Raw genomic sequence first — 15,005 nt, 5'->3', positions numbered from 1 at the left:
TTACTCCGGGTGGCGAAGCTGTGCCAGCCGCGAAAAGGTAGCCTGCCATGACCGATCCTCAGCCGGAGTTCCGTCCGGTCCCGGGTGTATCCGAGACCGTCGCCCCGGGCGTGCGCCGGATCCTTGCGCCGAACCCCTCGCCGATGACCTTTCGCGGGACCAACACCTACCTTGTCGGCGCAGGTTCCGGGCTCGCGGTGATCGACCCGGGACCGGATGACGCAGGCCATCTCGAGGCCATCCTCGACGCGGTGACTCCCGGTCAGCAGGTGACACATGTGCTGGTCACCCACGCGCATCTCGATCACTCTCCCCTGGCACGGCGGCTGGGTTTGGTCACCGGCGCGCCTGTCCTGGCCTTCGGCAGCGCCGACGCCGGGCGGTCCCCGATCATGGCACGTCTCGCCGAGCAAGGCCTCGCCGGGGGCGGCGAAGGGGTGGACGCTGCTTTTGTTCCCGACATCGTGCTGGCCGACGGTGCCGCGATCGAGGGCGATGGCTGGACCCTGACCGCGCTGCACACGCCGGGCCACATGGCCAACCACCTCGGCTTTGCCCTCGGCGAGACGCTCTTTTCAGGTGACCTCGTGATGGGCTGGGCGACGTCCCTGGTCTCTCCGCCGGACGGCGACCTGACGGACTTCATGGCGTCGCTGGACCGGTTGCAGCAACGCCGCTGGCAGACTTTCTTCCCCGGCCATGGCGCCCCGGTCACCGACCCCGGCAAGCGCCTGGCCGAACTGGTCGCACACCGCAAAGGGCGCGAAGCCGCCATCCTGCAGGCCCTCACGGCCGGCCCCGCCACCGCCCGAACACTGGCCGAGCTGATCTATACGGAAACTCCACCATCTCTCCTGCCGGCCGCCGAACGCAACGTCCTGAGCCATCTTATTGATCTTGTGTCAAAAAACCTCGTCAGCCCCGAGCCCGACCTCCGCCACGACGCCACCTTCCGCGTGGATTGAAAGGGAATGCCAAATTTCCGAAATTTTGTCACCAAACCCCCTTGCCGCCCGGAATCGACATGGCTATACAGCCCGCATGTTCCGGCGTAGCTCAGCGGTAGAGCAGTTGACTGTTAATCAATTGGTCGTAGGTTCGATCCCTACCGCCGGAGCCATAATCAACCTAACCAGTTGATACTGAAAGAAAACGGAGAATAGTTCCGTTCACTTTCTCCCTCGGGTGCGGCCCTGGCACACACAAGGGATACAAGCGGCTCACACCCTGTGTCTTGCAGTTCCACGACGGGACAACCCTCGAGGCCATCATGAGGAATTGCCGATATCGCCACCGCAAGGCTGGCCACTACCACTTCCGCTGCCGCCTTTCTGGACTTTTTGCGTCGGTGAACGCAAATTCCTTGCCGCTGGAGACGACAACGAAAATCCTGCGCCTACCTGGGTCAGACATCTGACGCAGGTGTTCGACAGTTTCGTATCCATGCCGCCGCCGCTGCCCGGAGATCTCGTGGCGCGGTTTTTCCGCCATGGCCTCGATGGCAGCGTGTTCACCCTGCGCCCTCAGGTACGCATGGCCCGGATGAGCGACAGGTTCGGGGCCGGCGATGACACCCGGCTCTCCCTGATGCCCATGATCCCGCAGAGCCTTCTGGAGGATGGCATCCGCGACAGCCTCCCGCTGCAGCGGGTCGATCCTAAATGGTCGCTGGAAACCCTGGGCATCGCGATGCAGCTGTGTTCGGTGGACGTCCGGCGGATCCCGTCAACGGAGGAACCGCGGCGGGTCCGGCAGATCTTTCCGGACATCACGACGCCGGATCCCACCAGCGCCGAGCATACCGGCCAGCGGCGCGAGGCCGACATCGCCGCCCGCCTTGGAAGGCCTCGCGCCGACAAGCTTCATCGTTCTTCGCGATGAGTTGCGGCACGAGCCAGCGATAGTGGCCCGCGGCTTCCCACGCGACGCCACGGAGCACGATCCAACGCCGACCGTTCCAACTGATATGACACCCGGCAGACTCGGGCACGCCGTTGACCGAGAAACTCCGCGAGTTTTTGAGGGCTTGTATTGCCTTGGGCAGAAGAGGCAGAGCAGCCTCCTTTTCGGCCAATTTTCTACGGAAAAACGGCCCTTCACGGGCGACCTGCAGCGACTGTCGATGGCGTCTCGTTGGCATTCAGGACGGGTTTACGGAAGCAGGTCCATGACTTTCACCTTGATACGCTGGCGACCGGAGACGCAGACCGAGGGGCGCCTGATCGTCGAGCGTCCCATTCCCTCACGTCCATGTCGGCTCCCTTCACGATTCATGTCGTGGGCTGTCGGCATCTACGCGCGGCGTTCGCGCGTCACGGACAGGGGCGGTAACGTCCTGCCGTGCGTCTCCTGGGGCCGTGTTCCGTAATTGAACCAGTACCGATGGACGTCCGTGTCCCGGCACCGCACGCTTTCGGGCAGATCGAGCGACGCAAGTCCGGCGCGGTCGGATGCCGTTTCAATGAGCCGCCGCATTGCCTCGGGATCAAGGAAGCCGGCGACATAGATCAGCTTGCCTTGGGCAACCACCACGGCCTCGCCGTCCGTCGTGGTCTCCAGAACCTCGGCACCCGTTTCCAGCACGTCCCGATAGCTGCGAATGGTTCCACCGCGCTGCAGTGCGACGGGCGTATCGGGCCGCAAGCTTTCGACATGGGTGACCGTGACATCGAGACCCGGCAAGTTCGGCGGCAAGGGCACAGGGATGCGCATGCCGTCATCGCGGGCGGCAGCACGCGGGCCGATCAACGCGATGGCGCCGCTAGCCGCCAAAGCGGCCTTCAAGGCGTCCGGCATATGCATCAATCCGGGCGCGACAATCAGTTTGTAGCCATCCAGCCCGGCGGGGTCAGGCGGCAGGATATCCACCGAGTGACCCGCCCTGCGAAGCCCGCGATACGTCTCGAAGACCAGTTCGAAATAGCTGAGTCCTGCGCAATGCGGCTGGATCGCCCAGGCCCACTCGGCGTCATAGTCGAAAATCAGCGCGACGGGCGCGCGCTCCGCGCCCACCTCCGGGGCGTCGGCCAGTTCCGCCGCAACCTGCCGCACCTCGGCAAGGCCCGGCGCCTCTGCGCTGTCCGGACGCAGCAACCCGGCATGCAACTGTTCCTGCGCCATGGGCGCCTGCCGCCAGCGAAAGTAGCAGACTGCCTCCGCGCCATGGGCAAAGGCCTCCCAGGACCAGAGCCGGACCATCCCGGGCAGCGGCGCGGGATTATGGGGGGCCCAGTTCACCGGCCCCGGCTGCTGTTCCATCACCCACCAGCGGCCCCGACCGACAGCGCGGTACAGATCGTGGTGGAAGGCCTGAAAATCCGGGTCGCCCTGACGGGCGTAGGTGCGCTGCCGTTCGACAGTCGCCGGAACGCGGTCTTCGAGAAAGCCGAGCGGGTAGCTGTCCCAAGACGCGATATCGAGATCGGCCCCGACCTTGTAGTGATCGAAGTCGGTGACCCGTCCCATGTAATTATGCGCAATCGGCGCACTGGAATGGGCGCGGATGATCTCGACCTGCAGGCGGTTGAACGCGACGACCTGATCCGACGAGAAGCGCCGGAAATCAAGCACATGACTTGGGTTCGGTTCGGTCACGGTCAGGTTGGGCAGGTCGATGTCATCGAAACTGCCATAGTCCATGGACCAGAAGACATTGCCCCAGGCTTCGTTCAACGCCTGGATGTCACCGTCATTCGCAGCCCCCGGATATCGCGTACGGAGCCAGCTTTGAAAGGCCTTCCGCGCCGCATCGCTGTAGGAGATCGTGGTGTCGTGGCAGCCGTATTCATTGTCCGTCTGCCAGGCGGCGACATGCGGATTTTGCCCGTAGCGCTCGGCCAGACGGGTGACGATCCGGGCGCATTCCGCCTTGTAGCCTTCGTGACTGAAGCAATAGTGGCGGCGCGAGCCGAACTTGCGCGGGCGTCCATCGGCATCCACCGCCAGCATGTCCGGGTGCCGATGGATCATCCAGCGCGGCGGCGTCGCCGTGGGCGTGCCCAGCACCACGCGCAGCCCGGCCGCGCCAAGCACCGCGATGGCCTCGTCCAGCCAGTCGAAGGCGTACTGGCCGGGCTCCGGTTCAAGCCGCGACCAGGCGAACTCTCCGATCCGGACCCAGGTGAGGCCGGCCTCTGCCATGCGCCGCGCGTCGTCCTGCCAGATGTCGCGTGGCCAATGCTCGGGGTAATAGCAGGTTCCGAGGGTGCGTTTCATGTCGTTTGCTCCGGCGTCCGAATGGCGCGTTTCGCCCTGTTTGCCATGCCGCCACGGGCGTGTCCCGTCAGCGAATGCGGGCTTCGGTTTCCTTGTCGAACAGGAAGGCGCGGGCCGGATCGAAGCTGAGCGAGACACGGGTTCCGGGGGCCGAACGGTGATCGCCGCGTTCCTCGACGATCAACCGCTCGCCGGTATCGGCCTGGATGTAATCGTAGGAGACGCCGCCAAGGGCCTCCGTCAATTCGATCGACATGGTGCCGCCCTCCGTGACGTCCACATGTTCCGGCCGGATGCCGAGGATCACCCTGGTGCCTTCGGGCGGCAGCGTGACCGGCAGCGCCACCGAAGTCTTGAGCGCCGGGACCTCGACCTTGCCGTCGCTCGTGACGGTGCCGTCCAGAAAATTCATTGCGGGCGATCCGATGAAACCGGCGACAAACCTGTTGTCCGGGTCGCGGTACAGGTCCAGAGGCGCGCCGACCTGCTCGATCCGGCCCAGCCGCAGGACCACGATCTTGTCGGCCAATGTCATCGCCTCGACCTGATCGTGGGTCACGTAGATCATCGTCGCGCCGATGTCCTTGTGCAACCGTGCGATCTCGACCCGCATCTCGACGCGCAATTCGGCATCGAGGTTGGAGAGCGGTTCATCGAACAGGAAGACCTCTGGCCCGCGAACGATGGCGCGCCCGATGGCCACGCGCTGGCGCTGCCCCCCCGACAGGGCGGCCGGCTTGCGCTTGAGGAAATCGTCCAGCTTCAGGATGCGGCTCGCCTCGGCGACCTTCGAGGCGATCTCGGCCTTGGGATGGCCGTTCATCTTGAGCCCGAACCCCATGTTCTCTTCGACCGTCATGTGGGGATAAAGCGCATAGGTCTGAAAGACCATGGCCACGCCGCGCTCTGACGGATCCATTTTCGTCACGTCGCGCTTGCCGATCTCGATGCGCCCTTCGGTGGTTTCCTCGAGCCCCGCGACCATGCGCATCAGCGTGGACTTGCCGCAACCCGAGGGCCCGACGAAAACGCAGAATTCGCCATCCTCGATCTTCAGGTCGATCCCGTGGATGACCTGTACGTTGCCGTATCTTTTGACGACCTTGTCGAGCGTTACTCCAGACACCGAATTCCCCCCTTGTTGCGTCTTATCTCGTCGTTCGATCCGGGAAACGCCAATCAGCGGCATCGCGGGCAATGTCCGCCGCGGTACGCTGCATGTCCGGGATGTGAGCCTTGAGATTTTCGAGGTCCGTCCGCCGGTCGCCCGAAAAGACACCGATCCCACCCAGAAGTATCCCGCCGGGTGACAGGATCGGCACGGCCACCGCGATGACACCGGGGACATGCTCGTCGTCTTCGACGGCGTATCCCCGTTCGCGCGCCTCGGACAGTTCAGTCCGCAGCGTCTGTGCGTCGGTGATCGTGGATTTGGTCAGCCGGTGAAAACTTTGCATCGTCAATGCGTTCTCGCGGGCCTGCTCCGGCAGGCTGGCCAGCATGGCCTTGCCGACGGCGGTGCAATAGGCGGGATAGACCCGGTCGACGTCCTGATAGACCCCGGCAATGACATCGGGCGTTCCACGCTCGAGCGAGACACACTGGCCGCCATCCAGTTTCGACAGATAGGTCGCCAGCCCGATCTTTCGGGCCAGGGCGTCCAGGTGCGGACGCGCCACCGGCGCGATCTGAAAGTTGCGCCAGGCCACCTGCGCCAGCCTGACCAGGCGCACACCCAGAAAGTAGACCCGGCGGTCGGCGTCATAGCTCAGCATGTTCTGGTCGGTCAGGGTCTGAAGAAACCGATACAGCGTGCCCTTTGGCAGGCTGCTGGCCGCCTGAATTTCCGAAGCCCGCACTGGCCGGCCAAACCGTGCGACGACGTCGAGAACGTCAAGCGCCTTGACGACGGTTCCGGAACCATCGGTCTCTCTTTGGGGCTTCTTGTTGTCTGCCAAATCCCTGACCTTCATTCCGTCCTTGTGCCCGAAATATGCGCGATTGACTCAAGTTATCTTTCCGAATACGTCTCAATAAATGGGATGTCAAACTCAATAAGTGGACCATTCCTGATAACATCTGGGAGGATACCGTGAAATCAAGGAAAACAACCGCCTGGGTTGCGCTTGGCGCAGCCACCCTGCTTGCCGGAACAGCCTTCGCCGAGTCGCATGGCATGGCTCTGTCGGGGGATCTCAGGATCATCTCGGACATGTCGAACCCTGCACCGCGCGCCGTGATGGAGGGCATGGTCGCCGATTTCGGAGCGATGCATCCCGACCTGAACATCGAACTGACCATCGTTGACCGCGAGGCCTGGAAAACCCAGATCCGCAACGCCCTGGGGGCAAACCCGCCGGACGTGGTGAACTGGTACGCGGCCAACCGGATGCTGCCCTATGTCAATGCGGGCCTCTTCGCCGATGTGTCCGATCTGTGGGAGGAACCCGCATTCGAGGCGCTGGCCTCCACCAAGGGTGCGATGACCATCGACGGCGCCCAGTGGGGTGTGCCGTACACCTATTACCAGTGGGGTATCTACTACCGGAAGGACATCTTCGACGAGCTGGGTCTGAGCGAACCCACGACCTGGGAAGAAGAAAAGGCCAACTGTCAGGCCATTCTCGATTCAGGGCGCAAGTGCTACACCATCGGGACCAAGTTCCTTTGGACCGCAGGCGGCTGGTTCGATTACATCAACAGCCGCACCAATGGCTATGATTTCCACATGCAACTGGCCCGGGGCGAGATCCCGTGGACCGATGAGCGCGTCCGCCAGACCTTTGCCAACTGGCGCGAGCTGATCGACATGGGTGCCTTCATCGACGATCACCAGACCTATTCGTGGCAGGAGGCGCTGCCCTTCATGGTCAATGGCGAAGCCGCATCCTACCTCATGGGCAACTTCGCGGTTGCGGCGATGCGCGACGGCGGACTGACCGACGATCAACTGGACTTCTACCAGTTCCCCAAGATCGCGGATGTCGATTATGCCGAGGACGCGCCGACGGACACGTTCCATATCGCATCGGGCGCGCAGAACATGGACGCCGCCAAGGAATTCCTGCGCTTCGTCGTGTCGGCCGAGAACCAGACCAAGATCAATGCCGGCGACGCCCTCGGCCAACTGCCGGTGAACGCAGAGGCCCAAATCGGCGACGACAAGTTCCTGCGGCAGGGCTTCGACATGCTGTCGAACAACGCGGGCGGCGGGATCATGCAGTTCTTCGACCGAGACTTCCCGGCGGAAATGGCCAGCTTCGGCATGGAAGGTCTGCAGGAGTTCATGGTCTTCCCGGACAACCTTGAAGATATTCTGGCCCGTCTCGAAGACGCCCGTCAGCGCATCTACAAGTGATTTGTCCCGGACGGGGGCGGCCTGCCGCTGCCCCCGTTTATCCCTTCCGAACGCCGCCGCGCCGCCTTTCGTCACGAAGGTCGCCTCTGCATTGAGGGAAGCCCGATGTCCCACGCCACCGTCCCCGACACGCATCCGCCAGCGCAGCGCGGCTGGTACAAGCGCAACGAAATCGCGGTCACGCCGCTGCTGTTCCTGGCGCCCGCGATCCTGTTCTTTGCGGTCTACGTCATCATCCCGATTGGCCAGAGCTTCTGGATCAGCCTGCACGAATGGGACGGCCTCGGCGAAGCCACCTGGGTCGGCACCTCCAATTACGAGCGGCTTCTGGGCATCGGCGACCAGAACATGGATCGCAAGTTCGAAACCTCTTTCTGGAACAACATCAAGTGGCTGGTGCTGTACCTTCTGGCGATCCCCGCAGGCTTGTTCATCGCCCTTTTCCTGAACCAGACCGTTCGCGGCATCCGCATCTACAAGTCGCTTTTCTTCTTCCCCTTCGTCATCAGCCAGGTCGTCGTGGGACTGGTGTTTTCGTGGTTCTATCTGCCGCGCGAGGGCCTGCTGAACGCCCTGATCGGCCTCTTCGGCTTTGGGCCGGTGAACATTCTGGGCGATCCAAGCATGGCGACCTACGGCATCATCGCGGCGGGCCTCTGGCCACAGACGGCCTATTGCATGATCCTCTACCTGACCGGCCTCAACGCCGTCGACCCCGAGCAGGTCGAGGCAGCGCGCCTCGATGGTGCCAAGGGCTGGCGCATGCTGTGGTACGTGATCCTGCCGCAATTGCGGCCCGCGACCTTTATCGCCTTCGTCGTGACGATCATCGGCGCGCTCAGGTCGTTTGACCTGATTTCCGTCATGACCAATGGTGGCCCGTTCGGATCGACGCGTGTCCTCAGCTTCTACATGTTCGAGGAATCCCTCTCCGAATTCGGGTTCCGGATGGGCTACGGCGCAGCCATCGCGGTGATCCTGTTCTTCATCATGCTCGGTTTCATCGTCTACTTCCTGTGGTCGATGTACCAGGACGAGAAAGGCGGACGCTGACATGTTTCCGACCCCGATCGAAAAGCGCTCTCGCTCCGCACAGATCAGTTACCAGTCGTTCCTGCCGTTGGCTCTGATCCTCTGGCTCCTGCCGTTGATCGCGGTGGCCAATTTCTCGATCAAGCCCGAGGCGGACTTCGTCAACGGCAATTACTGGGGTTTGCCGTCCTCTTTCGACATGGCCACCAACTACGGCCGGGTGTTCTTTGAATCGAACATGCCCCGCTACCTGCTGAATTCGCTACTGATCACCGTTCCTACCGTGATCGGCGCAGTGGCGCTGTCGGCGATGGCGGGTTTTGCGCTGGGAGTCTACCGGTTCAAGGGCAACCTGCTGATCTTCTTCATGTTCATCGCGGGAAACTTCGTGCCGTTCCAGATCCTGATGGTGCCGGTGCGCGATCTGACGATCGACCTCAACCTCTATGACACCAAGACCGGGTTGATCCTGTTCCACATCGCGTTCCAGACCGGCTTCTGCACGCTGTTCATGCGCAACTTCATCCGCGCCCTGCCCTTCCCACTGATCGAGGCGGCCCGGGTGGAGGGCGTCGCGGAATGGAAGATCTTCTGGTACGTCGTCCTGCCCTTGATGAAACCCGCGCTGGCCGCACTGGCGGTGCTGATCTTCACCTTCATCTGGAACGACTACTTCTGGGCCGTCGTGCTGACCCAAGGACCGGACGCACAGCCGGTCACGGCGGGCATCACCGAGTTCAACAGCCAGTTCCGCGCCGCCTATCACCTGATGAGCGCGGGCTCCATCGTGGCCGCCTTGCCGCCAGTGGCGATGTTCTTCCTGATGCAAAAGCACTTCATTGCAGGTCTGACACTGGGGGCCGTGAAGTGATCCGATGCTGGCGTCTCGATGACGGTCGACAGTCTCTTGTCCTCGGTTCCCGCAATGATCATCTGGCCGAGGTGGTCTATTGGGGGCCGCGACTGCCCGACAAGGAAGATCTCGTGACGATCTACCGGGCGAACGAAATCGACGTCACCGGCGGGATGCTCGACATCAACCCGGAGTTGTCGATCTGCCCGGAAGCCGTGCGCACCTTCCCCGGCCAGCCCGGAGTGATCCTGCGCGACGGGTCAGGCATGCCGTTCCTGCCCAAATTCCGCTTTGACAGCGCCGAGCAGGACAGCAACGCACTGACACTGTCCTTCCGCGATGCAGCCCACGGGCTGACCTACACTGCCTCGTTCCTGATCAACCCCGTCACCCATGTGATCGAGGCCAAGGCCGAACTGGACTGCGACAGCGCCATTCACCTGCACTGGCTGTCTGCCCCGGTCTTTCCCGCGCCGCAGCTGGCGGACGAGATGATCGACTTTTCGGGGCACTGGTGCGGCGAATTCCAGATGAACCACATCCCGTGGTCGCCCGGCATGCGCTACCGCGAGAACCGCACCGGCCGCACCGGGCACGAACATTTCCCGGGTCTCCTTTTGCCTTGCCGGGGGGCGACCAATGCGGCGGGGGACGTGTACGCGTTCCATTACGGATGGTCGGGCGGCCACCGCATGGTTGCAGAGGAATTGCCCGACGGTCGGCGGCAGATCCAGTTCGGCCATGCCGCGCGGGTCGAGAACAACGCCAAGCAACGGTTCGAGACCGGTGTGCTGTACGCCGTCTATTCCGATGATGGGATCAACGGCTGCGCGGTGGCGTTCCAACGTCATCTGCGCGACGAGGTCGTGGACTTTCCCTTCCCTGCCCGGCCCCGCCCGGTGCATTACAATTGCTGGGAAGCGGTCTATTTCGATCATAACCTGGCGGAACTGAAGGAAATCGCAGAGCTCGCGGCAGACCTCGGCGCAGAGCGCTTCGTCCTCGATGACGGCTGGTTCGGCAACCGCGACGACGACACCCGTGCGCTCTCGGACTGGGAGGTCGATCCGCGAAAGTATCCTGACGGGCTGGGGCCGCTGATTGACCATGTGCACGCGCTGGGCATGACCTTCGGGCTCTGGTTCGAGCCGGAGATGATCAACCCCGACAGCGACATTCACCGCAAACATCCGGAATGGGCACTTGGCAGCGAGGACCAGATCCTCGGCCGTCATCAGAAGGCGCTCAACATGGCTCTGCCGCAGGTCCGGGATTTCCTGTTCGACCGCGTGGGCAGGATACTCGGCGAGTACGAGATCGACTACATAAAATGGGATCATAACCGGGTGCTGCCTCTGCCCGACGCAGCCCAGACCCGCGGCTCCTACGACTTGATAGACCGGCTGCGCGCCGCCTTCCCTGCAACCGAGATCGAAAGCTGTGCCTCGGGCGGAGGCCGGATCGACTTCGGAATCCTGAAACGAACCCAGCGGGTCTGGCTCTCCGACAGCAACGACGCCATCGAACGGTTGAGGATGCAGCACAACGCCGCGATCTTGCTGCCGATGGCCGTCACCGGATCCCATGTCGGCCCGCGCGTTTGCCACACGTCCGGCCGCACCATCGATATCCGCTTTCGCGCCTGGGTCGCGGCGCAGCGGCATATGGGGTTCGAGATGGACCCGCGCGAATTGACCCCGGATGAGGCGCACGTCCTCAAGGAGGTCACACGGTGGTGGAAGGACAACCGCGACTGGATGGTGCGGGCGGATATCCTGCGCCTCGACAGCCCGGATCCGGCGGTGACTGCCGAACAGCATCTGGCGCAGGGTGGTGGGCGATTTGTCGTGTTCGCCGGCAAGCAGGACACCTCGAAACAGATCGCCCCTCGGCCATTGTGCCTGACCCGGCTGACCCGGGACGCCATGTACCGCGTAACGTTGCGGAACCGCGCAGACGCACCGCATCTGTCGCGCGGCGATCCGCTCTTGAAATCGGAAAGCATAACCGTCAGCGGCGGCTACCTCATGAGTCATGGCTTGACCCTGCCCTGGAGCTTTCCCGAGACGATGTGGGTGGTCGAAGGCGAATTGGTCTGACTGGAGCGGAGGTCTCCGGGCATCGGCGCCCCAGTCCATGCGTCCCCCGGAAAATAGTGGGGAGTCCGCCGGTATATTGCGTGTCCTTTGTGAGGGGGGATGAGCCGTCAGCCCGATCGTCTGCCTCCGGGGCGGGGAGACAACGCGAAGACTCGCGAGGCCACGGCCTCCGTGCCCTATCGGAACGCCCATGCATGATCCGGGCGGCCAGACCGCCGCATTGCGGCTGCCTCAATTGCGATTGCCCGCACGAAACCCGTACGAAACGGCGACACACCGAGATAAGGGCCGCCAAACCAATCAGTGTGCCGCACCGACATGGAGGCCGATGTTCACCTCTTTCGGGTCACGGACGGGGTGGCGACCACGCTTCGCGCAGGCACGGACACCGCCCGAGGGACTGTCACCAGCACGAGTCCAATCCACCACGCCTGTGCGCGGTGCGTCACCGTGGGCAAGAATCCACGCCTTCGCGTTTTTCGGATTGGTTCCACTTCAAAGCCAGCAAGGGGGACTGGGCGCGGCAGATCGGCATTGCCATCCAACACCGCTCTCCCTCTGGCGCTGCACAGCCATGATCCGGGCTTCGGTGAAACATGTCTTCTTCACCGGATTCTCCCCGTTCATCCTGTCGAGGAAACGCTCCTTCCAAGATCGGGGGGATTACCGAGGCATCCTCACCCCCCGGGTCACCGCGCCCGGCAGGACAGGCCGCCGTCCACCGGGAGCAACACCCCGTTGATGTACTTCGCCTCCTTCGAGGCGAGGAAGACCGCCGCGTGGGCCACGTCCCAGGCGTCGCCCATCTTTCCCGTGGGGCTCATGGCGTCGCGCTCGGCCATCTGTTTCTCGGCGTCGCCGTGATGGCCCTTGAACCCCGCGCCGTTCCGCACCAGCGGCGTGTTGATGAGGCCCGGCAGGATGGCATTGGCCCGGATGCCCTTGGCGGCGTATTGCAGGGCGATGGTCCGGGTCAGCTGATTCACCGCGGCCTTGCTGGTCGAATAGGCGGCCATGTCGTAACCGGACACGCGGATCCCCGCGACGGAAGAGATGTTCGTGATCACGCCGTACCCGCGCTTTTCCATGTGCGGCAGGACGTACCGCGTGGACAGCAGCACGCTCTTGACGTTGACGTCCATCGCCCGGTCCCAGTCGTCCAGCGCCATGGTCACCGGCCCGCCGAAGGGGGTGATGCCGGTGTTGTTGTGCAGGATGTCGATCCGGCCGAACTCCGCCAACGTCGCGGACACCGCCTCGGCCACGTCCGCCTCCGCCGCCACGTTGCCGGTCAGGGCAATCGCGCGTCCGCCCTCTCCGGCGATGATCTGCGCGGTTTCCTCCGCGGCCACCGGGTTCAGGTCGACGCAGGCCACCCATGCCCCGGCGCGCGCGTAGGCCACCGCCGTCGCCTTGCCATTGCCCCAGCCTGGACCGGAGGAGCCCGCGCCGAAGACCAGCGCCACGTGATCGGTCAGGTCGAACATCGTTCGCTCCTCAATTGCCAAGCAGGACGTTGGGCAGCCAGGTCACGATACCCGGTTGCCAGATAAACAGCCCCAGCGCCCCCAACTGCACCAGCACGAAAGGCACGATGCCGCGGTAGATCTGCGCCATGGTCACATGCGCCCCGCCTGCGCCTTTCAGGTAGAACAACGCAAAGCCGAAGGGCGGCGTCAGGAAGGAGGTCTGCAGGTTCACCGCCACGAGGATCGCGAACCAGTAAATCATGTCCGCCGCCGCGACATGGTCGCCGAAGTGCATGATCTTCACGATGGGCGCGAAGATCGGCAGCATGATCAGGGTAATCTCGATCCAGTCGAAGAAGAACCCCATGATGAAGATCATCACCATCATCATGATCAGCAGGCCCCAGTCGCCGAAGGACAGGCTGCGGGCGGTCGTGACGATGAAATGCTCTCCGCCGATCAGGCGGAAGACGTAGGAGAACGCCGTCGCGCCGACGAAGATGAAGAACAGCATGGCGATGGTGCGCACCGAGCCGTCGAGCGCGTTGGACAGGGCGTCCCGGTTGAGCCGTCCCCGGACGAGACCGAGCACCAGCGCCGCCACCGCGCCGACGCCGGAGGCCTCGGTCGGCGTTGCGATGCCGCCGAGGATCGAGCCGAGCACCGCGACGATCAGCAGGAACGGCAGGCCGAGCGAGAGCAGGATCTCGCCCCAGCCGTCGAATTTCTCGGTGCCGTCACGGGGGGCCTTCGGGGCCATCTCCGGCTTCAGCGCGGCGATCACGACGATGTAGACGAGGTACAAGCCCGCCAGTGTCAGCCCCGGCAGCAGCGCGGCGACGAAGAGCTTGGCGAGGTTCAGGGTCAGCAGATCGCCCATGAAGACGAGCATGACGGAGGGCGGGATCAGGATGCCGAGCGTTCCGGCGCTGGCGATCGTGCCTGCCGCAAGCGCCGGGGAATAGCCGCGCTGGATCATCGTCGGCAGCGCCAGCGCGGTCAGCATGACCACCGACGCGCCGATGATCCCGGTTGCGGCGGCGAGGATCGTGCCCACCAGCGTCACCGCCAGCGCCAGCCCCCCGGGCACCGCCCGCATCAGTTTCTGCAAGGCGATCAGCAGGTCATCCGCCACCCGCGTCTTTTCCAGCACCAGACCCATGAAGACGAACATCGGCGCGGCCACCAGAACCGGGTTCTCGATGATGCCGCCATAGATCCGGTTCGGCAGCAGCGTCAGCTGCGCGGTGCGCATCTCGCCAAGGCCAAGCGCGATGGTGCCGAAGATCAGCGTCACACCCATCAGCATGATGCCCACCGGCAGGCTGGAGAACAGGCCGAAGACAAGCGCCAGGAACATGAAGCCCGGCAGGAAGTCGATGAGAATCTCCATCAGTCCGCCTCGAACGGGTTGGCGCGCAGGTCAGGCCGAAACAGCGCCACGACACAGCGCAACGCCACGGAGAGGCCACCGAGGATGGTCAGCACGGCGGCAATCGGAATGGTGGACTTGATGATCCAGCGATGCGACAGTCCGACGCCGCCGTTCGACGTCTCGCCGCGCTCGAAGGACCGGGCGGCGAAGTCGTAGCCGTACCAGAGCAGCAAAGCCATGAAGGGCAGCAGGAACAGCACGATGGCGAAAAGTTCGAGCCAGAGCCGCCGCCGCTCGCCGATCCGGGTCACGAAGATGTCGATGCGCACATGGGCGTCCTTGAGATAGGCATAGCCGAAGCCGAGCACCGCGATGGCGCCGTGCAGGTGCCATTCCAGTTCCTGCAGCTTGAACGAGCCGGTCGCGAAGAAGCGCCGTCCGATCACGTCATAAAGGATCACCGCCGCGAGGATCAGCAGCAGCGCACCGCATAGCGCCGCGAACCACCGGCAGGGCAGCGCCAGCCAGCGCGACAAGGTCAGGCAGGATTGCATGTCATTGCTCCGGGTTGCGTGCGAGGGTTGCCCCCCGCACGCAGGTCAGG

12 protein-coding genes and 1 tRNA gene are annotated in these 15,005 nt (G+C 63.6%); 7 read left to right on the top strand and 6 right to left on the bottom strand.

Features of this window, described 5'->3' with window-relative positions; genetic code table 11:
- The first annotated feature begins 47 nt into the window (after positions 1–47).
- The 3 genes from ACP159_RS22975 (at position 48) to ACP159_RS22965 (ending at position 1,881) form a co-directional block, all read left to right on the top strand.
- Positions 48–965: an MBL fold metallo-hydrolase gene (locus ACP159_RS22975; RefSeq protein ID WP_425102070.1), complete on the top strand. Its 918-nt coding sequence runs from the start codon at positions 48–50 to the stop codon at positions 963–965.
- Between the two features lie 80 nt (positions 966–1,045).
- Positions 1,046–1,120: transfer RNA gene (locus ACP159_RS22970), tRNA-Asn, on the top strand.
- A 302-nt stretch (positions 1,121–1,422) separates the two neighbouring features.
- A complete protein-coding gene (locus tag ACP159_RS22965) occupies positions 1,423–1,881 on the top strand; it encodes a hypothetical protein (protein WP_425102069.1) in 459 nt (152 codons plus the stop codon).
- A 411-nt stretch (positions 1,882–2,292) separates the two neighbouring features.
- On the opposite strand, the gene ACP159_RS22960 is transcribed toward ACP159_RS22965, so the two are convergent.
- The 3 genes from ACP159_RS22960 to ACP159_RS22950 all read right to left on the bottom strand — a co-directional run bounded on the left by ACP159_RS22960 (position 2,293) and on the right by ACP159_RS22950 (position 6,173).
- Positions 2,293–4,215 carry a beta-galactosidase gene (locus ACP159_RS22960; RefSeq protein ID WP_425102068.1) on the bottom strand — a complete coding sequence of 641 codons (1,923 nt, stop codon included), beginning with the start codon at positions 4,213–4,215 and terminating at the stop codon, positions 2,293–2,295.
- 67 nt (positions 4,216–4,282) lie between these two features.
- Positions 4,283–5,341, bottom strand: coding sequence for an ABC transporter ATP-binding protein (locus tag ACP159_RS22955; RefSeq protein WP_425102067.1), 1,059 nt, complete (start codon positions 5,339–5,341; stop codon positions 4,283–4,285).
- A 22-nt stretch (positions 5,342–5,363) separates the two neighbouring features.
- On the bottom strand, positions 5,364–6,173 hold the full coding sequence (locus ACP159_RS22950; protein WP_425102066.1) for an IclR family transcriptional regulator: 810 nt from the start codon (positions 6,171–6,173) through the stop codon (positions 5,364–5,366).
- 182 nt (positions 6,174–6,355) lie between these two features.
- On the opposite strand from ACP159_RS22950, the gene ACP159_RS22945 reads away from it, so the two are divergent.
- The 4 genes from ACP159_RS22945 to ACP159_RS22930 all read left to right on the top strand — a co-directional run bounded on the left by ACP159_RS22945 (position 6,356) and on the right by ACP159_RS22930 (position 11,557).
- Complete coding sequence (locus ACP159_RS22945) at positions 6,356–7,573, top strand: ABC transporter substrate-binding protein (protein WP_425102096.1); 1,218 nt, start codon at positions 6,356–6,358, stop codon at positions 7,571–7,573.
- A gap of 105 nt (positions 7,574–7,678) precedes the next feature.
- Positions 7,679–8,626: a carbohydrate ABC transporter permease gene (locus ACP159_RS22940; RefSeq protein WP_425102065.1), complete on the top strand. Its 948-nt coding sequence runs from the start codon at positions 7,679–7,681 to the stop codon at positions 8,624–8,626.
- A 1-nt stretch (position 8,627) separates the two neighbouring features.
- On the top strand, positions 8,628–9,476 hold the full coding sequence (locus tag ACP159_RS22935) for a carbohydrate ABC transporter permease (protein WP_425102064.1): 849 nt from the start codon (positions 8,628–8,630) through the stop codon (positions 9,474–9,476).
- On the top strand, positions 9,473–11,557 hold the full coding sequence (locus tag ACP159_RS22930) for an alpha-galactosidase (protein WP_425102063.1): 2,085 nt from the start codon (positions 9,473–9,475) through the stop codon (positions 11,555–11,557). Before ACP159_RS22935 ends, ACP159_RS22930 begins: the two co-directional genes overlap by 4 nt.
- Positions 11,558–12,246: 689 nt before the next feature.
- On the opposite strand, the gene ACP159_RS22925 is transcribed toward ACP159_RS22930, so the two are convergent.
- From ACP159_RS22925 to ACP159_RS22915, 3 genes are read right to left on the bottom strand one after another with little or no spacing between them, the layout of a single operon-like run.
- Complete coding sequence (locus ACP159_RS22925) at positions 12,247–13,044, bottom strand: SDR family NAD(P)-dependent oxidoreductase (protein WP_425102062.1); 798 nt, start codon at positions 13,042–13,044, stop codon at positions 12,247–12,249.
- A gap of 10 nt (positions 13,045–13,054) precedes the next feature.
- Positions 13,055–14,419, bottom strand: coding sequence for a TRAP transporter large permease (locus ACP159_RS22920; RefSeq protein ID WP_425102061.1), 1,365 nt, complete (start codon positions 14,417–14,419; stop codon positions 13,055–13,057).
- Positions 14,419–14,955 carry a TRAP transporter small permease subunit gene (locus ACP159_RS22915; RefSeq protein WP_425102060.1) on the bottom strand — a complete coding sequence of 179 codons (537 nt, stop codon included), beginning with the start codon at positions 14,953–14,955 and terminating at the stop codon, positions 14,419–14,421. Before ACP159_RS22915 ends, ACP159_RS22920 begins: the two co-directional genes overlap by 1 nt.
- Positions 14,956–15,005 lie beyond the last annotated feature (50 nt).

It is taken from the genome of Tropicibacter sp. S64 (assembly GCF_049803835.1).
Taxonomy (GTDB): domain Bacteria; phylum Pseudomonadota; class Alphaproteobacteria; order Rhodobacterales; family Rhodobacteraceae; genus Pacificoceanicola.
This window is presented reverse-complemented; position numbering and strand designations above follow the sequence as displayed.

Coding starts and splice junctions, on each gene's coding strand:
- ACP159_RS22975 (WP_425102070.1), top strand. CDS start 48: ATGACCGATCCTCAGCCGGAGTTCCGTCCGGTCCCGGGTGTATCCGAG.
- ACP159_RS22960 (WP_425102068.1), bottom strand. CDS start 4,215: ATGAAACGCACCCTCGGAACCTGCTATTACCCCGAGCATTGGCCACGC.
- ACP159_RS22940 (WP_425102065.1), top strand. CDS start 7,679: ATGTCCCACGCCACCGTCCCCGACACGCATCCGCCAGCGCAGCGCGGC.
- ACP159_RS22935 (WP_425102064.1), top strand. CDS start 8,628: ATGTTTCCGACCCCGATCGAAAAGCGCTCTCGCTCCGCACAGATCAGT.
- ACP159_RS22925 (WP_425102062.1), bottom strand. CDS start 13,044: ATGTTCGACCTGACCGATCACGTGGCGCTGGTCTTCGGCGCGGGCTCC.
- ACP159_RS22920 (WP_425102061.1), bottom strand. CDS start 14,419: ATGGAGATTCTCATCGACTTCCTGCCGGGCTTCATGTTCCTGGCGCTT.
- ACP159_RS22915 (WP_425102060.1), bottom strand. CDS start 14,955: ATGCAATCCTGCCTGACCTTGTCGCGCTGGCTGGCGCTGCCCTGCCGG.